23 protein-coding genes and 1 tRNA gene are annotated in these 22,366 nt (G+C 71.7%); 10 read left to right on the forward strand and 14 right to left on the reverse strand.

The window, feature by feature from the left end:
- The first annotated feature begins 81 nt into the window (after nt 1-81).
- Both A7B18_RS21985 and A7B18_RS11785 read left to right on the forward strand, forming a co-directional pair.
- The gene (locus A7B18_RS21985; RefSeq protein ID WP_180970132.1) at nt 82-240 is read left to right on the forward strand and encodes a hypothetical protein; all 159 of its coding nucleotides are present in this window, start codon (nt 82-84) and stop codon (nt 238-240) included.
- Nucleotides 241-360: 120 nt separating this feature from the next.
- Nucleotides 361-1,428 (forward strand): GGDEF domain-containing protein, encoded by a 1,068-nt coding sequence (locus A7B18_RS11785; RefSeq protein ID WP_102126896.1) that lies wholly within the window; start codon nt 361-363, stop codon nt 1,426-1,428.
- A gap of 11 nt (nt 1,429-1,439) precedes the next feature.
- Here A7B18_RS11785 and A7B18_RS11790 read toward each other — a convergent pair whose 3' ends face one another.
- The gene (locus A7B18_RS11790) at nt 1,440-2,465 is read right to left on the reverse strand and encodes an SIS domain-containing protein (RefSeq protein ID WP_102126897.1); all 1,026 of its coding nucleotides are present in this window, start codon (nt 2,463-2,465) and stop codon (nt 1,440-1,442) included.
- 255 nt (nt 2,466-2,720) lie between these two features.
- Nucleotides 2,721-2,797: transfer RNA gene (locus A7B18_RS11795), tRNA-Arg, on the reverse strand.
- A gap of 40 nt (nt 2,798-2,837) precedes the next feature.
- Here A7B18_RS11795 and A7B18_RS11800 point away from each other — a divergent pair.
- From A7B18_RS11800 to A7B18_RS11810, 3 genes are all read left to right on the forward strand, one after another.
- Nucleotides 2,838-4,775 (forward strand): peptidylprolyl isomerase, encoded by a 1,938-nt coding sequence (locus A7B18_RS11800; protein WP_102126898.1) that lies wholly within the window; start codon nt 2,838-2,840, stop codon nt 4,773-4,775.
- Between the two features lie 106 nt (nt 4,776-4,881).
- Nucleotides 4,882-5,880, forward strand: a complete 999-nt coding sequence (gene trpS / locus A7B18_RS11805) for a tryptophan--tRNA ligase (protein WP_102126899.1) — start codon at nt 4,882-4,884, stop codon at nt 5,878-5,880.
- A gap of 40 nt (nt 5,881-5,920) precedes the next feature.
- A complete protein-coding gene (locus tag A7B18_RS11810; protein ID WP_102126900.1) occupies nt 5,921-6,682 on the forward strand; it encodes a segregation and condensation protein A in 762 nt (253 codons plus the stop codon).
- A gap of 224 nt (nt 6,683-6,906) precedes the next feature.
- Here A7B18_RS11810 and A7B18_RS11815 read toward each other — a convergent pair whose 3' ends face one another.
- Genes A7B18_RS11815 through argF form a run of 4 tightly spaced genes read right to left on the reverse strand, consistent with a single transcriptional unit; the run spans nt 6,907 to nt 10,101 of the window.
- Nucleotides 6,907-7,713, reverse strand: coding sequence for a shikimate 5-dehydrogenase (locus tag A7B18_RS11815; RefSeq protein ID WP_102126901.1), 807 nt, complete (start codon nt 7,711-7,713; stop codon nt 6,907-6,909).
- 13 nt (nt 7,714-7,726) lie between these two features.
- Nucleotides 7,727-8,671 (reverse strand): N-acetyl-gamma-glutamyl-phosphate reductase, encoded by a 945-nt coding sequence (gene argC, locus A7B18_RS11820; protein ID WP_102126902.1) that lies wholly within the window; start codon nt 8,669-8,671, stop codon nt 7,727-7,729.
- Nucleotides 8,668-9,036, reverse strand: a complete 369-nt coding sequence (locus A7B18_RS11825; protein ID WP_102126903.1) for a hypothetical protein — start codon at nt 9,034-9,036, stop codon at nt 8,668-8,670. The genes argC and A7B18_RS11825 overlap by 4 nt, the downstream gene beginning before the upstream one ends.
- Nucleotides 9,037-9,048: 12 nt before the next feature.
- On the reverse strand, nt 9,049-10,101 hold the full coding sequence (argF, locus tag A7B18_RS11830) for an ornithine carbamoyltransferase (protein ID WP_102126904.1): 1,053 nt from the start codon (nt 10,099-10,101) through the stop codon (nt 9,049-9,051).
- 75 nt (nt 10,102-10,176) lie between these two features.
- Between argF and A7B18_RS11835 the strand changes: the two genes are divergently transcribed.
- The 3 genes from A7B18_RS11835 to A7B18_RS11845 all read left to right on the forward strand — a co-directional run bounded on the left by A7B18_RS11835 (nt 10,177) and on the right by A7B18_RS11845 (nt 13,723).
- Entirely contained in the window at nt 10,177-11,181 is a 1,005-nt protein-coding gene (locus A7B18_RS11835; RefSeq protein ID WP_102126905.1) for an MBL fold metallo-hydrolase, read from the forward strand.
- A 63-nt stretch (nt 11,182-11,244) separates the two neighbouring features.
- The gene (locus A7B18_RS11840) at nt 11,245-12,030 is read left to right on the forward strand and encodes a histidinol-phosphatase HisJ family protein (RefSeq protein ID WP_102126906.1); all 786 of its coding nucleotides are present in this window, start codon (nt 11,245-11,247) and stop codon (nt 12,028-12,030) included.
- On the forward strand, nt 12,023-13,723 hold the full coding sequence (locus A7B18_RS11845; protein WP_102126907.1) for a DNA polymerase/3'-5' exonuclease PolX: 1,701 nt from the start codon (nt 12,023-12,025) through the stop codon (nt 13,721-13,723). Before A7B18_RS11840 ends, A7B18_RS11845 begins: the two co-directional genes overlap by 8 nt.
- A gap of 278 nt (nt 13,724-14,001) precedes the next feature.
- Here the strand turns inward: A7B18_RS11845 and A7B18_RS11850 are convergent, their stop codons facing one another.
- Entirely contained in the window at nt 14,002-15,168 is a 1,167-nt protein-coding gene (locus tag A7B18_RS11850; protein WP_102126908.1) for an MFS transporter, read from the reverse strand.
- A gap of 140 nt (nt 15,169-15,308) precedes the next feature.
- Here A7B18_RS11850 and A7B18_RS11855 point away from each other — a divergent pair, with 140 nt between their 5' ends.
- Entirely contained in the window at nt 15,309-15,824 is a 516-nt protein-coding gene (locus tag A7B18_RS11855; RefSeq protein WP_102126909.1) for a hypothetical protein, read from the forward strand.
- A gap of 126 nt (nt 15,825-15,950) precedes the next feature.
- Here the strand turns inward: A7B18_RS11855 and A7B18_RS11860 are convergent, their stop codons facing one another.
- From A7B18_RS11860 to A7B18_RS11885, 6 genes are all read right to left on the reverse strand, one after another.
- Complete coding sequence (locus A7B18_RS11860; RefSeq protein ID WP_102126910.1) at nt 15,951-16,481, reverse strand: isoprenylcysteine carboxyl methyltransferase family protein; 531 nt, start codon at nt 16,479-16,481, stop codon at nt 15,951-15,953.
- Between the two features lie 2 nt (nt 16,482-16,483).
- A complete protein-coding gene (locus A7B18_RS11865; RefSeq protein ID WP_102126911.1) occupies nt 16,484-17,341 on the reverse strand; it encodes a hypothetical protein in 858 nt (285 codons plus the stop codon).
- A gap of 9 nt (nt 17,342-17,350) precedes the next feature.
- On the reverse strand, nt 17,351-18,271 hold the full coding sequence (gene meaB / locus A7B18_RS11870; protein ID WP_102126912.1) for a methylmalonyl Co-A mutase-associated GTPase MeaB: 921 nt from the start codon (nt 18,269-18,271) through the stop codon (nt 17,351-17,353).
- Between the two features lie 76 nt (nt 18,272-18,347).
- On the reverse strand, nt 18,348-19,061 hold the full coding sequence (locus A7B18_RS11875; protein ID WP_102126956.1) for a histidine phosphatase family protein: 714 nt from the start codon (nt 19,059-19,061) through the stop codon (nt 18,348-18,350).
- The gene (purM, locus tag A7B18_RS11880; protein ID WP_102126913.1) at nt 19,058-20,146 is read right to left on the reverse strand and encodes a phosphoribosylformylglycinamidine cyclo-ligase; all 1,089 of its coding nucleotides are present in this window, start codon (nt 20,144-20,146) and stop codon (nt 19,058-19,060) included. The genes A7B18_RS11875 and purM overlap by 4 nt, the downstream gene beginning before the upstream one ends.
- Before the next feature lie 113 nt (nt 20,147-20,259).
- Nucleotides 20,260-21,105 carry a 1,4-dihydroxy-6-naphtoate synthase gene (locus A7B18_RS11885; protein ID WP_102126914.1) on the reverse strand — a complete coding sequence of 282 codons (846 nt, stop codon included), beginning with the start codon at nt 21,103-21,105 and terminating at the stop codon, nt 20,260-20,262.
- A gap of 69 nt (nt 21,106-21,174) precedes the next feature.
- Between A7B18_RS11885 and A7B18_RS11890 the strand changes: the two genes are divergently transcribed.
- Entirely contained in the window at nt 21,175-21,726 is a 552-nt protein-coding gene (locus A7B18_RS11890) for a DUF6174 domain-containing protein (RefSeq protein WP_102126915.1), read from the forward strand.
- Here the strand turns inward: A7B18_RS11890 and A7B18_RS11895 are convergent.
- The gene (locus tag A7B18_RS11895) at nt 21,713-22,351 is read right to left on the reverse strand and encodes a hypothetical protein (RefSeq protein WP_102126916.1); all 639 of its coding nucleotides are present in this window, start codon (nt 22,349-22,351) and stop codon (nt 21,713-21,715) included. The genes A7B18_RS11890 and A7B18_RS11895 overlap by 14 nt on opposite strands.
- Nucleotides 22,352-22,366 lie beyond the last annotated feature (15 nt).

The raw sequence follows: 22,366 nt of genomic DNA on the forward strand, positions 1-22,366 counted from the left end.
GGGCCGGGTCTGGCCCGTGATGACCCACCCCGCCGGAGCGGTCAGGTCGCGACATCAGACCGGCGCACCCAGCGTTCGGGCGTGACCTCTCCAGACGGACGCCCCCGGTTCGACCTGCGCCGCCGGACCCGGCGCGAGGTTGCCGAGGTGCCGCGCCTCCTCTCCCCGGAGTCGGAGGCCGGACGGCCCCTGAGACGGCGCTCCCCGGCGGCGCCCGAACTGGCCGTCCGACCCCGTTGAGGTGGCGGGGGCCGTGTCCCGGATGGCCGAACCGGGGGCGCACCCTCCCCCCTGCCTGCGGGATGTCAGGAAGAAGTGACGGCCCGGGCGGTACGCTGGGGAGGCTCGGACCCGACTCCCATGTTCAACGACCTCTTCGTCAACTTCTGCGTGCTGTGCACCACGACCTTCCTGGTGGGGTGGACGCTGCGCTCCCTCAAGCACGCCTGGACGTGGACCCAGATCGCGCTGCGGGCGCTGCTCACCCTGGCGAGCAGTTTCGTGCTGATCGCCAACGCGGTGCCGCTGGCGGGGGGGGTGGCGCTCGACCTGCGCGCGGTGCCCGTGGCGCTCGCAACCGTCGGGGGCGGCGTGCCCGCCGGGGTGACGGTGGCGCTGCCCCTCGTCGTGTACGAGGTCTGGCGCGGGGGCGAGCGGGCCCCGGTGCACGCCCTCACGCTCGGGCTGGTGGTGGGGCTGTGCGCCCTCGCCATGCGGGGCATTCCCCGGGACGTGGAGAACGCCGGGGTGCGCTGGTGGGTGCCCTTCGGCATCTTCGCCCCGAGCAACCTGCCGCTGGCGTACGGGGCCTACCTGGCGACCGGGGACGCGGGCTACTCGGCGAGCGTCGCCCTGCTGCTCACGGCGGCGCAGACGGTCGGGATGCTCGCCTCCCAGGCGATCACGGTCACGCAGCTCCGGGCGCTGGAGCGGGCCGAGGTGCTCACCGACCTCGCCTACACCGACAAGCTCACGGGCGTGGGCAACCGCCGCGCGCTCGACGAGGCCCTGCTGAGCCCGGAAGGCATTTCCCACGTGCTGCTCCTCGACCTCGATCACTTCAAGCTCGTCAACGACACACGCGGCCACGACACCGGCGACCGGGTGCTGGAGGCCACCGCCGCCGTGCTGCGTGACGCCCTGGGGGGGCGCGGCCTCGCCTACCGCCTCGGCGGGGAGGAGTTCGCGGTGCTGCTGCGCGGGCTGAGCACCCCGGGTGCCGAGGAACTGGCCCAGGAGGTCCGCTCGCGGGTAGCCCAGGAGGTGGGCGCCCGCGCGGGCCACCCCGACCTGCACGTCACCGTGTCGCTCGGCCTCGCCGGGGCCCACCCGGCGGCCACCGCCCTGGAGCGCGCCGACGCCCTGCTCTACGCGGCCAAGCGCGCCGGGCGCGACCGGGTCGAGGTAGAGGCGCTCGCGGTGGCCTGAGCCGCCCGGCCTCAGCGCTCGTCGTCCAGCTCGTCCTCGTCCAGGTCCTCGTCGAGGTCGTCCTCGTCCGCCGCGTCCCCTCGCCAGTCGCGCACAAGGTCGGTGCGGCGCAGGTCGTCCCGCTCACGGGGGGCGGCCAGGCCTAGGGCGTCCGGGTCCCCCTCCCCCGCCAGGGCCGCCTGTGCGCGGGCGAGGACGGGGGTGTCCTCCCCCCGCGCCCCGTACCGCTCGGCGAGGTAGGCGGCCACCCAGGCGCCGAGGTACCACAGGGCGAGCTGCGCGGCGTACCCGCCGGGGTGCGCGGGATTCACGCCGGGCGGGTAGGGCACCGCCACCACCTCGTCTATCCGGCTCTCCAGCACCTCGCGGGCGATGTTCAGGGCGGGGTCGGGGTCGCCGAGGATCAGGGCGACCTTGGCGTCCCCCTTCTCGTGCTGGGCCTCGAAGGCGCCCGTGACGAGGGGGAGGGGGTCTCCCAGGACGGGAACGGCCAGCGTCTTGCCCACCCGCGCGAGGAGGGTCTGCCACGCGTGCGGCAGGGCGTCGGCGTCAGGCGCGGCGAGGAGCAGGGGCGTGCGGCCCCACAGGGTCCAGGCGAGGTCGCGGGCGGGGTTGTCCCCGGTCACCTGTGGGGCGCAGCGGTCCCGCAACCCCGCGAGGAGGCGCTCGGCGTCCCGCGCCTGATCGGCGTGCCCGCCCGCATAGGCGACGTACTGGGCGGCGTGGTAGGTCGTGCTCAACCCGCCGGGCACGAGCACGTCCACCTCGCTGGGCGAGCCGCCCGTGCTCACGCGCCGCACGTTCGCCCCCGCCACCTCGGCGAGGTCGGCGTAGTCGCGCGCCGGGTCCGCCGCGTCCGCACTCCCGATCACGAACTGGGTGCCGCCCCGGGCCAGCGTGCCGGAGACGAGCAACCCCGCGAGGTGCGCGGCGAGCGTGCCCTCTCCCACCCCGATCACCGCGTGCGGGCCGGGTTCGGGCTGGGTGGGTCCGGCGTAGCTGCCGGGCAGGCCTGCGAGCAGGGTGAGGGCGTCCATAGGCCCAGGGTACAGGTGGGAGACGCGGGCCGGGCAGGTCCGGGGGGCCCGGGGGAGGGAAGCCACGGGCGGAAGGCATGAGACCACAAGCGAAAAAGCGCGTGCTGGAGGCACTTTTTCGCTTCATGCGTCCCCGCGGCCCCGTGCTAGAATCGCCCGCGTGCGTCTTCGGAACTCACCCGTCACTCTCCCCGGTTTAACCGGACGGGGCGATAACGAAGACACCACCCCGGAGGGTGGCGTTCGTCGGATGGATGGCGCGCCCGACAGGACTCGAACCTGTGACCTTTGGCTCCGGAGGCCAACGCTCTATCCAACTGAGCTACGGGCGCAAGGCACGGGTAACCTAGCACGCGTTTCCAAGGAGATCAAGTGAAGAACAAAAAGGTCGTGAACGTCCTCCTGGGCGTTCTCGCACTCCTGCTGGTGGTCGGGATGGCCTACCAGTTCACGCCCAACGTGGGGAGCCTGTTCGGCAACCGCCAGCAGGGCACCCCCGCCCTGCGGGTAAACGGCCAGACCGTCACCGTCGAGGAACTCGAGGCGATCCGCCGCGGCAACCCGGTGCTCGGCAGCGTGGACACCGGCGTCCTCGCCGACGACTTCAAGACCTTCGTCGTGTCGCAGGCCGCGCAGCGCTCGCTTCTCCAGCAGGCGGTGCGGGACATCGACGTGAGCCGCGCCGACGTGAACGCCGAGGTCCAGAAGGTCCGCGAGGCGAACAACCTCACCGACAACAAGGCCTGGACCGACGCCCTGCAAGGCGCCGGGCTCACCGACGCCACCTACCGCGCGCAGGTCCGCGACCAGATCGCCATCCAGCGCAAGGTCGAAGAACTCCAGAAGACCGCCGCCCCCGCCACCGACGCCGAGGCCAAGGCGTACTACGACCTCAACCCACAGGCCTTCCAGAGCGACCCCCGCATCGTGGGCCGTCAGATCGTGGTGGCCGACCGGGCGAAGGCGCAGAGCCTCCTCACGCAGGCGAGGGGCGGGGCGGACTTCGCCCAGTTGGCGAGCCAGAACAGCACCGAGTTCAAGGACCGCGGTGGGGCACTGGGTCCCATCGAGAACGGCGCTCCCCGCCCGGTCGCGCAGGTGGCCCTGCCCGCCGAGGTGGGCACGGCGGCCTTCGCCCTCACGCAGGGCGGGGTGACCGACGTCATCGAGAGCGGCGGCAAGTTCTACATCGTGAAGGTCGAGCGCTTCCTGCCGCCCGCCGTCAAGCCCTTCGCCGAGGCCAAGGCCGACGCCACCACCGCCGTGACCGAGCAGAAGAAGAACGCGGTCGTGGAGCGGTGGATCACCGACCTCGAACGGAATGCCGAGATCGAGGCCGTGGACCCCAACTGGAAGACCCAGAACCCCACGGTCGCGCAGGTCGCCGGTCAGAAGATTCCCTACTCGGACGTGGTGTCGCAGGTCGTACAAAACCAGCAGTTCGCCTCCCTCCTGGGTCAGGTGCCCGGCGAGCAGGCAGCGGGGCTGGTGAACGGTATCCTCAAGCCGCAGGTCGTCGAGGGGCTGATCAGCGGCTACGGCGCGCAGAAGATCGTGCAGGACCGCAAGTTGCCCCTGGCCGGGACCCGCCAGGAGCTCGCGGCGGCCCTGGCGGCGTACGGCGCACGTGACGTGCGGGTCACCGACGCGGACATTCAGGCCTTTTACACCGAGAACCGCGCGCAGTTCCAGACGCCCGGCAGCGCCACCGTGAACGAGGCGAGCTTCCCCGACCGCGCACGGGCGAGCGCCTTCCGGCAGGGCTGGAACGGCCAGGGCAGCTTCGTCACCGCCGCGGCGCGTGCGGGCGGCACGGTCAGCGAGCGCGGCAGCGTGACGGCGGGCGGCGAGACGCTCGGCGAGGAACTGAACGCGGCGATCTTCACCTCGAAGAACCTGCGCGACGTGGGCGAGGGCAGCCTCAGCGAGGTCGTGCCCGTCGGCAACCGCTTCGTGGTGGCCTACGTGACCGACCTCAAGCCCGCCACCGTGCAGCCCCTCGCGGCGGTGCGCGGCCAGATCCGCGATCAGGTGCTCGCCCAGAAGCGGCAGGAGGCGGGTCAGGCGTACCTCGCCAAGGAGATCGCCACCCTGAAGCCCGTGAACAACCTCCAGCAGGTGCTCGCCGCGCAGGAGAAGCGGGTGGCGGCCCAGGCGCCCAAGCCCCCCGCCGCGACCACCCCGGCGACGCCCGGCGCGGGCAACGGCGAGGACGCTCCTGCCCAGAACGGGGGGACGGGCACCTCCTCCACCGGGACCCCGGCGGATGGCGGCGCCTCCAACGGCAACACCAGCGGCACCAACCGCTGAAGCTCCACCCCCAGAGGCGGCCTTCCGGAGACGGGGGCCGCTTTTCTTTTCCCCCGTCATTCGGCGCAAGACGCCGCCCCGCCGCGCCCGCTAGAATCGCCCGCGTATGCCGCGCGTGTTTTCAGGAATCCAGCCGACGGGTGATCCCCACATCGGCAACTACTTCGGGGCCATGAAGAACTATGTGCGGCTGGGCGAGGAGTACGGCAAGAACTCCATCTACTGCGTCGTGGACCTCCACGCGCCCACCAACCCCGGCGCCTACGATCCCGCCCGCCTCGCCGAGCGCACCTTCGAGATGGCGCTGGCGAACATGGCGGTGGGCCTCGATCCCGCCAAAGTCATCTTTTTCGCCCAGTCGCACGTGCCCGAGCACACCGAACTCGCGTGGCTCTTCACGGTGATCACCCCCGTCGGCGAGCTGGAGCGCATGACCCAGTACAAGGACAAGGCGGGGCAACTGGAGAGCGTTCCGGCGGGACTCCTGATGTACCCGGTCCTCCAGGCCGCCGACATCCTGCTGTACAAGGCGGACACCGTGCCCGTCGGCGAGGATCAGGTGCAGCACATCGAGCTGACGCGCGAGATCGCCCGCAAGTTCAACCACGCCTTCGGGGAGACCTTCCCCGAGCCCAGGGCCGTGCTGGCGAAAGACGCCCTGCGCATTCCCGGCGTGGACGGCCAGGGCAAGATGAGCAAGAGCAAGGGCGAGACGAGCACCCTGGGCATCCTGGAGCCCTTCGACTCGATCTGGCAAAAGCTCCGGGTGGCGCCCACCGACCCCGCCCGCGTGCGCCGCTCGGACCCCGGCGACCCCGACAAGTGCCTGATCGGCGACTACCACAAGCTCTTTTCGGACCTCCCCACCATCGAGACGGTGTATCAGGGCTGCCGCACCGCCGGGATCGGCTGCGTGGACTGCAAGAAGATGCTGATGGAGGGCGTGCGGCGCGAGCTGACGCCGGTGCAGGAGCGGGCCGCCGAGTTGCGGGCCGACCCCGACCGGGTGCGCGACGCTCTGGCGACCGGGGCGCGCGAGGCCCGCGAGATCGCCGTGCCGGTGATGGGGGAGGCGCGGGAGAAGGTGGGGTTTTTGAAGTTGTGAGGGAGGCAGAACGCGGTGCGCGGGACTCGGGGGGAAAGGCTTGACCGTTCTGGCCGCCCCTCCCCCGCCCGTTCCGGAGAGCTTCGTCGTTCGCCTGCCTGAGTTCGAGGGGTCACTCTCGGACCTCGGTGGGGCGCTGCGGGCGGGGCGGGTGGAGCCGGGGGAGGTGCCGCTGCTCGTCCTCACGCGGGACGTGCTGGCGTGGGTGGCCGCGCTGACCGGGCAAGGCGGCGCGGCCTTCGCGGAGGCGCACCCGGAGGTGCTGCCTGCGCTGGCGAACGTGATCGCCCTGAAAGCCCGCCTCCTGCTGCCGCAGCCCGAGCCGGAGGAGATTGACCCCAGCGACCTCCCCGACGACCCTTTGGACGACGTGATCGAGGGGGTGGAAGCGCTGGCGGAGCTGGACGCGCTGGTGGGCTTCCTGGCCGCCCGGAGGCGGGAACGGGAGGGGCTGATTCCGGCCCGCGCCGTGCCGCTCGACCTCCCCCGCCGCGAGCGCAAGCGCAACCCGCAGGGCAGCCTCGCCAAGTTGGTGAAGGCCGCCCAGAGCGCCGTGCGGCAGGTCGAGGTGCCCCTGCTCGCCCGCGAGCGGTTGACGCTGGCAGACGCGCTGGGGGCGTTGCGCGCCTTCGGGGTGCGGCTGCGGACCTTCACCTTCCGGGGGGTTCCGGCCCAGGACTGGGGCGAGCGCACGACCTACTTCGCCGCGCTGCTGGAGGGGGTCAAGGAGGGGTCCTTCAGCGCCGAGCAGGAGGGGGCGTACGGGGAGATTCGGGTGACTTCGCACGTGGTGGACTTGTAAAGCTCCGCAGGAAAGAGGTGAGACAAGACATCCAGAGGTGACACTTTTTCTCCTTCCCCTTGAGGGGGGAGGCTGGGAGGGGGTGAGCGGGCAGAGCGTCCCAGCGACATTGGGAAGGCGGAGGCATCCTCTCAGCGGTAGGGCCGCTCGCCTCCCCCTCACCCCAACCCTCTCCGCAAGCGGCTCTACGAGTCCCGCGAGGGGAGAGGGAGAATGAAGCCCTTTTAGCCCCGCGCCAATACCGCCGCCCGCTCCACCTGCTCGTCGGTTGGTCGAACCCCGGTATAGAGGACGAACTGCTCCAGCGCCTGCAAGACGGCGACCTCAGCCCCGGTAATGACTCTCTTTCCGAGTGTCCGGGCGTGGCGGATCAGCGGGGTCTCGGGCGGGAGGGCCACCACCTCGAAGACGGTCTGTGCCCGCTCGATGGTTTCGGGCGGGAAGGCGAGGTCGTCCGCCTCCGGGCCGCCCGCCATGCCGACCGGCGTGACGTTGATGAGCAGGTCGGCCCCGGCGGGGTCGAGGTCAGGGCGCCAGGTATAGCCGCACGCCTCCGCCAGCGCACGTCCCGCCCTCTCGTTCCGGGCGAGGATGGTGCCCGAACAAAAACCTGCGTCGCGCATGGCGTACGCCACCGCCTTCGCCATGCCGCCGCTGCCCCGCAGGACGAAAGTGGAGTCGGTGGGCACGCCGGAGAGCAGCTTCGACACCGCGATGTAGTCGGTGTTGTAGGCGCGCAGATACCCGTCCTCGTTCACGATGGTGTTCACGGAGCCGATGACGGCGGCGGAGGGGTCGAGTTCGTCCAGGTACTCGACGCACGTCTCCTTGAAGGGCATGGAGACCGCGCACCCCCGGATGCCCAGGGCCCGAATGCCGACGATGGCCCCGCGCAGGTCGGTCGTCGTGAACGCCTTGTAGATGTAGTCGAGGCCCAGCTCCTCGTACAGGGCGTTGTGAAAGCGGGTGCCGAAGTTGCCGGGGCGGCCCGCCAGGGACATGCACAGCCGGGTGTCCTTGCTGATCCTCATGTCAAGGACAGCCTCATGCCAGGGCCCAGGGGGCAGGCTCGCCCAGCCCCAGCATCACGCCGAGGTTTTGCACCGCCGCCCCGCTCGCCCCTTTGCCCAGGTTGTCGAGGCGGGCGGCGAGGACGGCCCGCGCCCCGTCCGCGCTGGGGTAGACGAAGAGTTCCATGTCGTTCGTGCCGTTCAGCGCCTGCGGATCGAGGATGGTGGGGTTCTCGGACATGGGGACAACCCGCACGTACCGTCCGCCCGCGTAATGGTCGGCCAGGGCTTCGTGCAGCCGGGCGGCGGAGACCCCCAGCGGCTCCAAGTGCAGCGGAATGGTGACGGTCATCCCCTGCGCCCACGCCCCCACGTTCGGCGTGAAGATGGGCGTGCGGGTCAGGCCGCCGTAGCGCATGATCTCGGGCAGGTGCTTGTGGTCGAGGTTCAGGCCGTAGCTGAGGTATGCGCCGCGCATGGGGTGGGGTTGATCCTGCTCGTGGGCGTCCACGAGCGCGCGGCCCCCGCCCGAGTACCCGCTGAACCCCTGGATGGCGACCGGGTGATCTCCTGACAGCAGTCCCGCCGCCGTCAGGGGCGCGAGGAGGGCGATGGCCGCCGTGCTGTAGCAGCCGGGGTTGCTCACCCGCCGGGCGGTACGAATGCGCTCGGGTTGCTCCGCATTCAACTCGGGAAAGCCGAAGACCCACCCCTCGGCGACCCGGTGTGCTGTGCTCGCGTCGAGGAGCCGGGCCCCCGGGTTGGTGGTCAGCGCGACGGCCTCGCGCGCCGCGTCGTCGTGCAGGCAGAGGATGCTGAGGTCGGCGGCGTTGAGGAGTGCGGCCCGCGCCTCTGGGTCCTTGCGGCGGGCGGGGTCGATGCTCAGGAGTTCCACGTCGCGGCGCCCGGCGAGGCGCTGGCGGATTTGCAGGCCGGTGGTTCCGGCCTCGCCGTCGATGAAGATGCGGGGTTGAGTCATACGATCCCGTCTTTCTGAATGCCTTGCAGAACTTGAGCGGAGAGAGGGGCATGTCGCCAGTTCAGCGTCTGCCCCGGTTTAAGATGCTGCCACCTTTTGGGCCAGAGGGGAATGATCAGGACAGTCCCGACCTGTCCAGCTTGCAGAATGGGCACGTCGTAGGGTTCCCAGGCCGCCATCTCGATCAACGTGTCGCCTTGCCGTGTGAAAGAGATAAAACTTGGATCCGGCGGCCACCCCGGCCAATCTGCGCGCCGATAGATGACGTGTGGGAAGTCATCGGGCACATACATCCTGGCAAGCAGCATCTGCGTCGGGTCATACTCCGACCCCACGCCGGTCAAGCCGCGTTCACCCCCCGTCATGTCCTTAGTCTCTCACCACCTCGGCCTCATCTCCCCCATCAGGTGGTACAGCAGCGCCTTTTGCGCGTGCAGGCGATTTTCCGCCTGGTCGAACACGCGGCTCTTGGGGTGCTCGGTCGCCTCGGGGACCGTCTCCTCGCCGTAGTGGGCGGGCAGGCAGTGGAGGAAGATGCCGTGGGGGGCGATGGTCTCCAGCATCCCCGGCGTGACCTGATAGCCCCGGAAGGCCCGGCGGCGGATGTCGGCCTCCGCCTCCTGGCCCATGCTGATCCACACGTCGGTGTAGAGCACGTCGGCGCCCTCCACCGCCGCGAGGTCGTGCGTCAGGGTGACTTGCACCCCCGCCCGCACCGCGTCCATCAGCACGCCCGCGTTGGGCTCGTAGCCGACCGGGGTGACGACCGTCACGTCCGTGCCCGTCAGGATGCCCATGTGGATGTGGCTGTTGGCGAGGTTGTTGCCGTCGCCGATGTACACGACGCGCCGCCCCTTCAGGTCGGGGCCAAACTCCCCCTCGATGGTCTGGTAGTCGGCGAGGAGTTGCGCGGGGTGCAGCATGTCCGACAGCCCGTTGATGACCGGGATCGAGGCGTGGTCGGCGAGTTCGTGGAGGGTCTGCTGGAGGTAGACGCGGCCCATCACCCCGTCCACCCAGCGCTCCAGGTTGCGCGCCACGTCGGAGACGCGCTCGCGGGTGCCCAGGCCGATCTCCGTATTCGAGAGGGTGATCGCGTGCCCGCCGAGCTGATACATCCCCACGTCGAAGGTGGTGCGGGTGCGTAAGGAAGCCTTCTCGAACACCAGGGCGAGGCTCAGACCACTCAGGGGCTTGACGCTGCGCCACTCTCCCCGCCGCATCGAGTGGGCGGTGTCGAGCACGGCGCGCAGCTCGGGGGCCGTCATGTCGAGGTTGCTCAGGAAGTCGCGCCCGGCAAGCACCGGTGCGGGCAGCGTCTCGGGGGTGAAGAGCGCAGGATTATTCGCCGGTGAGGGTGCGGCGGGAATCGCCGTTTGCCCGTCATTTCCGGCCCGCGCAGCTCTTCGAGAAGAGGGGGCCTTCGTCATAGGGCATGAGTATACGCAGTGGGTGAGAAAAGATGCATCCGGGAGTGGGCCCGCGTGTCGTCTACCCTGAGACCCATGTTGAAGGCTCAGGTCCTGGGGCGTCCGGCGGAGGACAACGCCCTGTGGGTGACGGCGGACACCGGGCAGGGGCAGACGCGGCTACTCCTCGACTGCGGGGCGCGGACGCTGGACACCCTGCCCTTCGCGGAGGTGCGGGCGGTGGATCACGTCCTGTTCTCGCACCTGCACATGGACCACGTGGCGGGCTTCGACAGCCTCTTCCGCGCGACCTTCGACCTGCCGGGCCGCGAGAACCACGTCTGGGGCCCGCCCGGCACGGCGCGCATCCTGTCGCACCGCTTCCGGGGCTACTGGTGGAACCACGCGCCCGAGCTGAGCGGAAGGTGGTATGTGCACGACGTGGACGGGCGGGAAATCCGGTCCTTTCGCTTCGAGCTGCGCGAGGCGTTCGAGGTGGCGCACGAGGAGAGCACACGTCCGGTGAACGGCCCCCTCTTCACCACCCCGGAGGTCAGCGTCGAGGCCGTGCCCCTGCGGCATCAGGGCGTCTGCCTGGGGTACGTGGTGCGGGAACCCGAGCGGGTCAGCGTGGACCCGGGGGCCCTGCAAACCCTCGGGCTGAGGGGGGGCCCGTGGCTCGCCGCGCTCAAGGCGGGGGCGACCGGGACGCTCGACGTTCACGGCACGCCCCACGACGCGGAGGAGTTGCGGGCGCGGCTGCTGCGCCGACAACCGGGGGGGAGCCTCGCCTACCTGACCGACTTTCTGCTGGACGCCGCGGAGCAGGCCCGGCTCGCACCTCTCCTGGCGGGGGTGGGCACCCTCTACGCGGAGGCGCAGTACCTCCCGGAGGACGCGGACCTCGCGCGGCGCAACGACCACACGACGGCCACGCAGGTGGCGGCCCTGGCGAGGGCGGCGGGGGTGGGGCAACTCTGCCTGCTGCACCTCTCGCGGCGGTACCGGGCCCAGAGGTGGCCGGAGTTCCTGGCGGCGGCTCGCGCCATTTTTCCAGCCACCCATTTTCCCGCCGGGTGGCCCGACGAGGGCAGGGGCTGAGCGCAAGGGACGACCAAGGTGGGACTTCCGCCGCGCTTTTCCCCATCCCGTACCCTGTCTTCCATGACCTCGCCCCTCTTCGACTCCCACATGCACACGCCGCTGTGCGGGCACGCGACGGGCACGCCGCGCGAGTACGCCCAGGCGGCCCTCGACGCGGGGCTCTCCGGCGTGTGCTTCACCGACCACATCCCCATGCCCGCGTGGTACGACGCGCCGTGGCGGATGCGGCGGGACCAGCTCGGGGAGTACGTGGGAAACGTATTGGAGGCGCGGGCGGTGTTCCAGGGACGGCTGGAGGTCCGGCTGGGGCTGGAGGCCGACTTCCACCCCGGCACCGAGCGGTACGTGGCCGAGCTGCTGGAAACATACGACTGGGACTACGTGATCGGCTCGGTCCACTACCTCGGCGCCTGGGGCTTCGACAACCCCGAGTACGTGGATGAATACGGGGCGCGCGACCTGGGCAGCCTCTACCGTCACTACTACGTGCTCGTGGAGGGCGCGGCGAGGACGGGGCTGTTCGACGCCATCGGGCACCTCGACCTGCCCAAGAAGTTCGGGCACCGCGACCCCGACGGCTACGCGGCGCTGCACGCGCTGGACGTGATCGCCGAACGCGGGCTCAGCCTCGACTTCAACACGGCGGGCTGGCGCAAACCCGTCGCGGAAGCCTACCCCGCCCCCGACCTCACCCGCGCCGCCGCCGAGCGCGGCATCGGCTTTGTGCTCGGCAGCGACGCGCACCGGCCCGAGGAGGTCGGCTACCACTTCACCGAGGCGATCAAGGAGCTGCGTGACGTGGATGCCCGCATCGTGACCTATCAGGGCCGGGTGCGGCATGGCTGACCTCACCCGCAAGGCGTTCACGAATGTCCTGAAGACCACCGCCGACCTCCTCGACCTGCTCGGGCAGGAGGTCTTCCGCGCGAACGCCTACCGGGGGGCCGCGCGCAGCCTCGAAGCCCTCGACACCGACCCCGCCGAACTCGTCGCCTCGGGCTTCGCGGGCATCCCCAAGGTGGGCCGGAGCATCGCCGCCGAACTCGTGACCTATGCCCACACAGGCCTCTTCGAGCCGCTGGAGGACGCCGCCAGCCAGGTGCCGCCGGGGGTGCTGGGCTTATTTCGGGTGCGCGGCCTGGGTCCCAAGAAAATCCGGCTGCTGTGGGACGCGGGGGTGGATTCCCTCGAAACCCTGCGCGAGGCGGCGCGGGACGGGCGGGTGGCGGCCCTCAAGGGCTTTGGGCCCAAGAGTGCGGGGGCCATCCTGGAGGCGGTCGAGTTCGCCCTCGCCGCGCAGGAACGCCAGCACCTCAGCACCGGGCTCGACGTGTCGCTGGGACTTGCGAGGCGGCTGGCCGACCTCGGCGCGCGGGTGGCGGGGGACGCCCGGCGCGGGCTCGACACGGTGCGCGCGGCGCGGGTGACGGTGACGGGCACCGCCGAGGAGGTGAGCGCCCGCCTCGCCGGGGTGGTCGAAAACCTGGCCCCGGTGGACCCCAAGCCGCTCCTCGCGGGCCGGGTGGACGGGGTGCCCGTGGAGATCGCCCACGGCCCGGCGGAGGTGCGCGGCGCCCTGGACCTGATGATGGGCGGCAGCACCGAGTACCGCGAGGGATTGCGGGCGGAGGCGAGGGCAAGGGGCCTCGACCTCAGCGGGCGCGGGCTGAAACGGGACGGCGTGATCCTCCCCACCCCTACTGAGGCGGACGTGGCCCGCGAACTGGGCCTCCCCTTGCGCCCCGCCGAGTACCGCGAACCCGAGCACGACGGAATCTGGGAGACCCTGCCTCCGCCCAGCGAACTCGTCACCGAGGCCGACGTGCGGGGGATGCTCCACACGCACTCGGTCTGGTCGGACGGGGCGGCGACCGTGCGGGAGATGGTGGAGGAAGCGGTGCGACTCGGGCACGCCTTCCTGGGTACGGGCGACCACTCGCGCGCCGCGCACTATGCGAACGGCCTGAGCATCGAGAGGCTGCGCGCCCACATCCGCGAGGTCCGAGAGCTTCAGGCGGCGGGCCTGCCCGTCCTGGCGGGATCCGAGGTGGACATTCTGGAGGGCGGCTCGCTCGACTACCCGGACGAGGAACTGGCCGAACTCGACTACGTGGTCGCCAGCGTCCACAGCCTCTTCACCCTCGACCGTGAGCGGCAGACCGAGCGGCTGATCCGGGCCGCCTCGCACCCCCTCGTCACCATCCTGGGTCACCCCACCGGGCGCCTGCTCCTGCGCCGACCCGGCTACGCCCTCGACCTCGACGCCGTGCTCGCCGCGTGTGAAGCGAACGGCACCGTCGTCGAGATCAACGCCAACGCCTACCGCCTCGACCTCGACTGGCGCGAGGCGCTGCGCTGGCGGGACCGCCTCACCTTCGCCATCAACACCGACGCGCACGTCCTGGGCGGCCTGACCGACACCCGCTTCGGCGTCCTCATCGCGCGCAAGGCGGGCCTGACGCCGGAGCGGGTGGTGAACACGCTGGAACAGGAGGAGTTTCTGGAGTTCGTGCGGAGGCAGCGGGCGGGGCGGGAGTAGGGGGAGGGGCACAAGAAGCGAAAGCTGTTGCGCTGTTCAATACGTCTATGCGGACGCCCCATGAGTGACAGAGAGTAAACGCTCCTGGCCCACGGCCACGTCGGCTCGCGCAGCGAGACGGTGGGCTCGCGGATGGGACGCGACAAGATCACACCTTGCGTTCGGAGAAACCCGTCCACCCACGCCGCCCGTGTGCCCTTGCCGAGCGCAGCGGAAAACTCCCCCAGCCGCCTCGGGGGGGTGGGGGCCAACCGTGGCAAGTCACCCTGCCCCCCTCCCTACTCGAACCGCCCCCGCCCAGGCTCCGGCAACCGGTAGGCGATCACCGCACTCGGCAAGAGCAATGTCAGGCTCACCAGCGCCGCCGTCGTCGGACTCGTCACGTCCGCCAGCGCCCCGACCAGGAAGATGAGGAGCCCGGCGAACCCCCACGAAAACCCCATCATGATGCTGCTCGCCACGGCCACGTGCCCCGGCGCATATTCCTGCGCGGCGACCACGCCCACCGGCACGCTCGCATTCACCGCCGCCCCCACCAGAAAGGTGAGCGGGTAAAACCACCAGTTCGCCGGACTCGACAAGATCAGCAGCGCGAAGAAGGGAATGGTGGTGAGGATGGCGGCCCGCAACACGGGAACCCGCCCGTAGCGGTCACTCGCCCTCCCGCCGACGATGCCGCCGAGGGCGCTGGCGACGGCGTAGACGGCGAGCGTCACCCCGACCTCACGCGCCCCGAAGCCCCGACCCAGCAGGATGAAGGGGAGCATGGCGTTGTACCCCATGCTGGCGAGCGAGCGCAGCACGGCCATCGCCCACAGGGCCACGAGCGGCCCCCGGAAGATGCGCGCGTACTCGGCGAGGCCGACCCGCCGCCCGCTCGCCCGCCCCGACGGCGTGACCGCGAAGGTGAGGGCCGCGATCCCCGCGCCGATCAGGGAAAACCACGGCAGATGCTCCAGGCCGACCCCCGCGAAGACCGGGCCGAGCGCCATGCCCGCCGTGCCCCCGGCGCTGAACAGACTCGCCCACAGCCCCCGCCTCTCGGGTGGGCTGTTCAGGGCCACGTAGGCGGCCCCTGCCGGGTGGAAAAAGCCGCTGCCGAACCCGGAGGCGGCGACGAGCAGCACGAGCGCCCCGAACCACGGCACGAAGCCCATCATCGTCAGGCCCAGCCCCGTCATCAGCGGGCCGAGGGCGGCGGCGTAGCGGCGGTCGAACCTCTCCCCGACGATGCCGAGCAGGGGCTGAAGCACGCTGCTCGTGAGGCTGTAGACGGAGGAGAGCAGGGTGACGGCGGCGATGGACACCCCGAAGCGGTCCTGGAGGGCGGGGGTCAGGGGGGTGAGCATCGCCCCGTAGGCGTCGTTGATGAAATGCCCCGCCGTGACGGCCACGGCGACGGCGGTGGCGTGGCGGACGGCGGCGGGGGCGGCGGTGGCGCGCATAGGTCTCTACCCTACGCCTCCCCATGCGCGGGGCGTCCAGCGGGGCGGGCCGGAGGCTGCCGCTCGCCCCCCGGAGTGTGAAGTTTGCCCCACCCGGCGGGTGACTGCCGTGTGTGAGCCCAGACGTTAAGCTGCCCCTCATGGTCGCCACGTTCCGCGAGATGATCGCCGCCACCCTGCCGTCCGAGGAGCGGCTGCTCGAACGGCTCGCGCAGATGTCACCGGGGGAGTGGGCGGACCTCGCGCAGGTCTTCGCGGCGGCCCTGCCGGAACTCGACGCCGTGCTCACGCTGCCGAGCGGGGCCCCTCTGGCCGCCAGCCTCGCGCAGGCACGCGGGGTCACGCTGCTCGACGCGGCCCTTCCCGGCGAGGTGGACAGTTGGCTGCCCCTGATTCCCCCCAGCGGGGAGGTCGTGCTCGTCACCGAACATCTTCAGGGCGGCGGGCCCGAGCTGGAGGCGGTGGCCCTCGCCACGAGCCACGGCCTGCGCGTCGTGGCCGTCGCGGCGGCGGTCGAGCGCACGAGTGCCGGGGCCCGGGGCCGCCTCGAACTCCAGGGGGTGCGGGTCTACACCGCCCTGCAACTCGCCGACACCCCGCGCGGACTGGTCTTCGAGCGCCGCGCGCCGAGGCGCTGGAAGGAGCGGCACCGCTAGGGCGCCCCACATACGAACGATGTCACCCTGAGCCGAGCGAAGGGTTTCACCCCCGGCGTGGGATGCTCCGCTCCGCTCTGATGCGCAGCTTCCCAAGTCAGGGTGACCCCTTCCTCTAGGGCCCGCTCAGCTCCTCTCCCCGCGCCCTTGCGCATACGCCCGCAGCGCCCGCTCCTCGGCGGGAATGCGGATCAGGAGCAGCAGGGCAGCGTTGAGCAGCGTGAAGGCCAGCGCCGTGCGCCACGCCCCGACGGCCAGGGGAGCCGAGGCGAGTTCCAGCGCGACGACGGCGTAATTGGGGTGCGGCAGCAAGCGGAACGGGCCGCGCCGGACCCGTTCTCCGCCGGGCACGATCAGGATGCGGGTGTTCCAGGAGCGCCCGAGGGTGCGGATGACCCAGGACCGCAGCGGCTGCGCGAGCACGAAGAGGAGGAAGGCGGGCCAGTTCACCCGCCCCCCCGAGCGGCGGCCTTCGAGCAGGGTGGCGAGCATCCAGCCCGCATGGAGCACGAAGAAGAGGGGGTAATGTTCCCGCCCGTACTCGACGGCGCCGTGTTCGCGCGCCCAGCGTTCGTTCGCGCGGGCGAGGCGCAGCTCAAAGAGCCGCTGCACGGCCAGGAAGACGAGGAGGAGGGGGGCGAGGGTGCGGGCCTTCATCCCTACGAGCTTAGGGTGTAGAAGCTGGCGCTGCCGTGTCGATCCGGTCCCAGCACCAGATGGAGCAAGACCGCCTCCCACGCTCCCACCTTCGGGCCGAGAGTGAGGACGCCCACGCCCTGAGCCGTGCGGGCAGTCAGGGAGGCGCCGTCCGCCTCGTTTTCCACATGCAGCACCCGCCACCCCTGCCGTTCCAGTTGTGGCCGGAGGTGGACGAGGAGGTCCGGCTGTTCCGCGGCGCCCTCGGGGGGCAGGAGAAGCGCACGTTCGCTGCGTTCGGCCTCGCCGCCTCCCCCGCCCTGCATCTGCACCCGCCATCCCTGGGGCACGGTCAGGGTGGGGAGGGGAAGTTCATGCATCCGGTGGAAGTGCGGGTGGGGGTCCTGGCCCAGCATGTGCCGGACCTGCTCCGGTTCCACGTCCTGCACGTTCAGCGAGACCTGGGTCACCCCACCCTCGCCCCGGGCATGGAGCATCACCGTCCGCTCCTGTTCAGGGTGGACGCCCATCCACTGCCCCGCCTCCGCCTCCACGAACGCCTGCCGCCACGGCTGCGCCGCCCGCCACCCCTGCCCCTCCAGGTGGGCCGTGAGAGCGGCCATCACGCCAGGTTGAGGGCCGGGCACGTCCAGAAAGACGCGCCAGGTGGTCTGTCCGTCGGGCAATCCTCCGGGAGGCCGACGAAACGCCACCGACCGGACGCCGCCGAGCACCCTCACACCCGCGAAGTCGGGCAGCGGCACGGGGAAGTCGGGGGGCAGCGAGTTCGGCGTGACGACCACGCCCCCCGGGTCATCCTCCCAACCCTGCCCCAGCGCCCGGCGCAGGAACTCCACGTCCAGCGTGACTTGTTCGCCCATAGGCCGAGCTTACCCCCCCGACAGCAGCTCGTCGGCGGCGGTGTCGGCGTCGAGTTCGCCCCGCGCCACCCGCGCGTAGAGGTCACGGCTCAGCTCGCGCGCGCGCCTCAGCACCCGGTCTTGCACCAGCGTCCGCACCTCGAACTCGGCGCGGCGTTCGCGGCGTTCGGCAAGGCCACCCTCCCCCAGGTGCGCGCGGTGGGCGAGGACCGCCTCCGCGACCTCGGCCACGCCCTCCCCCTGCGAGGCGACGGTCTTGAGGATGGGCGCGAACCAGGTGTGGGCGTCGTGCGCGCCGAGGCCCTGCGCGGCCCGCAGTTCCCGAACGGTGCGGTCGGAGCCGGGGAGGTCGGCCTTGTTCACGGCCAGCACGTCGGCGATCTCCATGATCCCCGCCTTGAAGGCCTGCACCCCGTCCCCCCCGGCGGGCGTCAGGACGAGCAGCGTGTGGTCGCACACGGCGGCCACGTCCACCTCCGACTGGCCCACGCCGACCGTCTCCAGAATCACCCAGTCGAAACCCGACCCCTCCATCAAGGCGAGGACGGGCAGCGTGCGGGGCGAGAGGCCCCCGAGCGCCCCCCGGCTGGCGAGCGAGCGCACGAAGACCCCCTCGTCGGCGTGGTGGCGCAGCATCCGGATGCGGTCGCCCAGGATCGCCCCCCCCGAGTAGGGGCTGCTGGGGTCCACCGCGAGGACGGCCACCCGTTTGCCCTGGCCCCGCAGGTGGGCGATCAGCGCGTCCGTGAGGGTGCTCTTGCCGCTGCCGGGGCTGCCCGTCACGCCGAGCACCACGGCCCGCCTGCCCCTCTCCCGGGCGGCGCGGAGCAGGGGCTGGGCCCCGTCCAGCCCGCTCTCGGCGAGGGTGATCGCGCGGGCGAGGGCGCGGGGGTCGCCGGCGCGAAAGCGGTCGAGGAGAGGGGCCGTCATGGGGAGGGGGTGCGCGGGAGGCGGGACGCGGGAGCACCTCCCCCCCCACGCACCGCGCACCGCGCCTGGCTCCCCCTCACGGCGCCTGCCCCAGCACGTCGTCGGCCTCGGTGGCCTCCAGCAGGTCTTCGAGGTGGGCGTCGTCGTTGAAGCCGAGCAGGGTGCCGCTGCCCTCGCCGAGCAGCACGCGGGTGATGGAGGTGTTCGTGACGCTCAGCCGCGCCCAGGCGTGGGCGGGCACGCCTCCCAGCGCGAGGCCGACGGCGACCCGCACCACCCCGCCGTGGGTGAAGACGAGGACCCGCCCCCCCGGGTGCCGCAGCCGCAGGGTCTCGAAGGCGGCGCCGCAGCGGGCGAAGAGGTCTTCCATGCTCTCGCCCCCGGGGCGGCGGGTGCGCCAGGGGTCGGCGCGCAGGGCGGCGAGGTAGCCGGGGTGCCGCGCCTCGATGTCCGGGACGACGAGGCCGCTCAGCTCGCCCACGTCGATCTCGCGCAGGCCGGGCTCGGGTTGAACGGTGGGGGGGCCCGCCAGGCGTTCGGCGACCATCTCGGCGGTCTGCGAGGCGCGGGCGAGGTCGCTGGTATACACGGCGGCGAAACTCTGCCCGGTCAGCCGCTCGGCGAGGCTGGCGGCCTGAAGCACCCCGATGTGGCTGAGGGGCACGTCCGTCTGCCCCTGGTAGCGTCCGTCGGCGTTCCAGGTGCTCTCGCCGTGGCGGACCACCCAGAACTCGGTGGCGGTCGCCCGCTCGGGCGGCACGAAGCCGAAGGGGGCGCGGCGCCTCGTCAAGGGCTGACCCCGCACCCGGCCTCGCCCGGGGTGTCGCCCGCGAAGGTCACGCCCCCGCCCTCCACCATCCCGCCGATCACCCAGGGCGTCTCCCCCGCCGCGCGCAGGGCGGTCAGGGCCGGAGTCACCTCGGCGGCAGGCACCATGAACAAGAAGCCCACCCCCATGTTCAGCGCCCGGAAAGCCTCTTCACGCGGAACGCTGGCCTCCCGCACGATCAGCTCGAAGAGGGGCGGCACCGTCCACGAGGCGGTGTGCACCTGCATCCCGATTCCCTCGGGGAAGACGCGCGGCGGGTTGTCCACCAGCCCGCCCCCGGTGATGTGCGCCATGCCGTGAAGGGTCACGTCCGCCCCCCGCAGCGCCTCGAAGGCGCCCAGGTAGGCGCGGTGCGGCGCGGTGAGGAGGTCTTCCAGCCGCTCGCCGCCCAGGTCCACCCGGGGCTCTTGCCAGTCCAGCCCGTCGAGCGCCATCCGGGCGAGGCTGTAGCCGTTGGTGTGCAGCCCGGTGCTGGGCAGGGCGATCACGGCGTCGCCGGGTTGCAGGGCCGAGCCGTCGATCAGGGCGGCGCGGTCCACCACGCCGACGACCGTGCCCACCACATCGAGTTCCCCCTCCACGTACACGCCGGGCATCTCGGCGGTCTCGCCCCCCAGCAGGGCGACGCCCAGCGCCTCGCACGCCCCCGCCGCGCCCGTGACGATCTCGGCGGCGACCTCGGGGAGAAGTTTGCCCATCGCCACGTAATCGAGGAAGAAAAGGGGCCGCGCCCCCTGCACCAGGATGTCGTTGACGCAGTGGTTCACGATGTCGGCGCCTAGACCCGCGTAACGCCCGGCGCGGGCGGCGACCTTCGTCTTGGTGCCCACGCCGTCGGTCGAGGCGACGAGCACGGGTTCGGCCATCCCGGTGAAGGTGGGGCGAAAGAGGCCGCCGAAGCCGCCCAGGCCGCCCAGCACGGCGGGGCCGTAGGTGCGGGCCACCGCCTCCCGCATAAGCTGGACCGCCCGCCCCCCCGCGTCGATGCTCACGCCCGCCCGCTCGTAGGCGGAGGCCGCCCCCTCGTCCCTGCTGCCTTGAGTCATGCTTCTCCCCCACCCCGCACCCGGCGGGCTCGGCAGGCAGTGTAGCGAACCGGAGGGCGGGGCCGTGCGGTCGCTTAGGGCGCTGGGGAGAGGTTTCCTTTAAGAGGACGCCCTCACCCCTCCACGAAGAGGGGCAGCGACGACGGCCTCACCGCCCCCACCTCCACTGCCCGGCGGTGCAGTTCGCGCACGGCGCGCTCGCCCTCCTCGCCCACGTCCAGGGAGAAGTCGTTGACGTACAGGTCGATGTGCGCGCGCATCACGTCGTCGCTCATCTCCAGGGCGTGACGGCGGATGTACTCCATCGGCTCCCCCGGGTGGGCGCGGGCGTACTCCAGGCTCTCCCGCACCGCCCGATTTAACCCGCGCTGGACCTCCCCCGGCAGGTCGCGCCGCACCAGGATCGCGCCGAGGGGCAGGGGCAGGCCCGTCTCCCCCTCCCACCACGCGCCGAGGTCGAGGAGCCTCGCGAGCCCGTGTTCCGGGTACGTGAAGCGCGACTCGTGGATGATCAGCCCGGCGTCCACCTTCCCGCGCGCCACGGCGGGCATCACCTCGTCGTAGCGCATCCGGGTGAGGCGGACCTCCGGGTAGGCGAGGCGCAAGAGGAGTTCGGCGGTCGTGAGGGCTCCGGGAGAGGCCACCAACCTGCCGTTCAGGTCGCCGACCTCCTCCCGCGCGACGACGAGCGGCCCCACGCCCCTCCCCAGCGCCCCGCCCGACCGCAGCGCGACGTAACGGTCCATCACCTCGAAATAGGCGCGGTAGCTGATCTTGGTGACGGGGAGGCGGCCCGCGACCGCCCAGTCGTTGAGCGTCTGCACGTCCTCCAGCCGCTCGCGCACGGGGAGGGGCGAGGCGACCTTCCCGGCGTGCAGGGCGTAGAAGATGAAGGTGTCGTTGGGGCAAAACGAGTAGCCCAGGTCGAGGGACAGGGTGGCGGGGGCGAGGTCGGTCATGGGGTCAGGGTACGCCCGCTTCTCACCCCGGTCAGCGGTGCGTCACACGCGCGTGGGTAGGCTGGGGCCATGCTCAAGGCCCTGCCACCCGTCCTCCTCGCCCTCAGCCTCGGCGCGTGCGCGCCGTCCCAGACACAGAATGCCGAACCCCGGACCACGGAGGAGACCACCGTGCCCGTCGGCGGCCCCGCCCAGGTGGGACAGTGCGCGCCCGGCTACGTCCGGCCCGACTTCGCGGCGCTGGAGCAGGGGCTCGCCGCCGCCCGGGCGAGGTGGACGGCGGCGGGCATCCGTGACTACAGCCACGACTTCTCGCAGGTGTCGGCGCCCGTGCGTTTTCCCACCGTGCGCGTGTCGGTGCGCGGCGGGATGGCGCAGGCGGTCAAACTCGCCCCCGGGGAAACGGGCGAGCCGGGCGCCCAGGCCCGCGCGACGGTGGAAGACCGTTTCGCCAACATTGCCCAGGCGCTCGAAGGCCAGCGGCAGCAGCCCTGCCCCGCCGTCGAGATCGAGTACGACGCGCGCGACGGCCACCCCACCCGCTTTTTCAGTGGCACCCGCCAGGCGAACGTGGCCGACGGCGAGGGCGAGTGGCGCATCACGAACTTCACCCGGCCCTGAGCCGCCCCGCGCCGGGTCGCCGCGCCCACAGCAAGGCCACGAACCCGGCGGCGAGGAGGAGCATCCCCGTCACGCCCAGCGGCGGGTAGATGTGGTGCCCGGTGAAGAGCCACGCCCCGAGGAGCAGCGCCACCCCCCCGGGCACCACCCGCCTTCCCACGCTGGGCCACAGGGCGGCGAGGGTCAGCACGCAGGCCGCGAGCAGCCCGAGGTTGCCCACATCCCCCAGCGCGTTGCCCTGGCGAAACAGCGCGCGGACGATGGCGGAGTCCTCATCCACCCCCAGGCCCACCAGCCGCCCGGTGCCGACCCCCGCGAGCAGGTCCACCGCCGGGTAGTAGACGGCGTACACGAAGGCCCCGACCCGCGCGAGCCACGCCACGGGCCCGGGAACGCCCGCAAGCAACCACCAGACGTTCACCCCGATCAAAGGAAACAGCGGGACCAGGGCGAGGTGCAGGCTGAGCCAGTGGCGGGCCGTATCCAGGGTCAGGTCGGCGGGGTGGGTGAGGCCCAGCCCGGCCATGACGAGCGGCGCGGCGGCGATGCCGAGGAGGGACCAGGGGGAGGGGTGGAGCGGGGCGTGGGGGCGGGAGGGCGCGGTTGCCGCCGGTGGAGCTTCCATGCGCGTCCTTTCGGG

It is taken from the genome of Deinococcus planocerae, from assembly GCF_002869765.1.
In the GTDB taxonomy this organism is placed as follows: Bacteria; Deinococcota; Deinococci; order Deinococcales; family Deinococcaceae; genus Deinococcus; species Deinococcus planocerae.

Bases quoted from the DNA above. Each gene is read 5' to 3' on its own strand.
- A7B18_RS11825 (WP_102126903.1), bottom strand. From the start codon at position 9,036: ATGACGGGGGGTGAACGCGGCTTGACCGGCGTGGGGTCGGAGTATGAC.
- argC (WP_102126902.1), bottom strand. From the start codon at position 8,671: ATGACTCAACCCCGCATCTTCATCGACGGCGAGGCCGGAACCACCGGC.
- A7B18_RS11790 (WP_102126897.1), bottom strand. From the start codon at position 2,465: ATGGACGCCCTCACCCTGCTCGCAGGCCTGCCCGGCAGCTACGCCGGA.
- A7B18_RS11895 (WP_102126916.1), bottom strand. From the start codon at position 22,351: ATGGAAGCTCCACCGGCGGCAACCGCGCCCTCCCGCCCCCACGCCCCG.
- A7B18_RS11890 (WP_102126915.1), top strand. From the start codon at position 21,175: ATGCTCAAGGCCCTGCCACCCGTCCTCCTCGCCCTCAGCCTCGGCGCG.
- A7B18_RS11865 (WP_102126911.1), bottom strand. From the start codon at position 17,341: ATGGGCGAACAAGTCACGCTGGACGTGGAGTTCCTGCGCCGGGCGCTG.
- argF (WP_102126904.1), bottom strand. From the start codon at position 10,101: ATGACGAAGGCCCCCTCTTCTCGAAGAGCTGCGCGGGCCGGAAATGAC.
- A7B18_RS11845 (WP_102126907.1), top strand. From the start codon at position 12,023: ATGGCTGACCTCACCCGCAAGGCGTTCACGAATGTCCTGAAGACCACC.
- A7B18_RS11840 (WP_102126906.1), top strand. From the start codon at position 11,245: ATGACCTCGCCCCTCTTCGACTCCCACATGCACACGCCGCTGTGCGGG.
- trpS (WP_102126899.1), top strand. From the start codon at position 4,882: ATGCCGCGCGTGTTTTCAGGAATCCAGCCGACGGGTGATCCCCACATC.
- A7B18_RS11815 (WP_102126901.1), bottom strand. From the start codon at position 7,713: ATGAGGATCAGCAAGGACACCCGGCTGTGCATGTCCCTGGCGGGCCGC.
- A7B18_RS11850 (WP_102126908.1), bottom strand. From the start codon at position 15,168: ATGCGCGCCACCGCCGCCCCCGCCGCCGTCCGCCACGCCACCGCCGTC.
- A7B18_RS11885 (WP_102126914.1), bottom strand. From the start codon at position 21,105: ATGACCGACCTCGCCCCCGCCACCCTGTCCCTCGACCTGGGCTACTCG.
- A7B18_RS11860 (WP_102126910.1), bottom strand. From the start codon at position 16,481: ATGAAGGCCCGCACCCTCGCCCCCCTCCTCCTCGTCTTCCTGGCCGTG.
- A7B18_RS11835 (WP_102126905.1), top strand. From the start codon at position 10,177: ATGTTGAAGGCTCAGGTCCTGGGGCGTCCGGCGGAGGACAACGCCCTG.
- A7B18_RS11785 (WP_102126896.1), top strand. From the start codon at position 361: ATGTTCAACGACCTCTTCGTCAACTTCTGCGTGCTGTGCACCACGACC.
- A7B18_RS11855 (WP_102126909.1), top strand. From the start codon at position 15,309: ATGGTCGCCACGTTCCGCGAGATGATCGCCGCCACCCTGCCGTCCGAG.
- meaB (WP_102126912.1), bottom strand. From the start codon at position 18,271: ATGACGGCCCCTCTCCTCGACCGCTTTCGCGCCGGCGACCCCCGCGCC.
- purM (WP_102126913.1), bottom strand. From the start codon at position 20,146: ATGACTCAAGGCAGCAGGGACGAGGGGGCGGCCTCCGCCTACGAGCGG.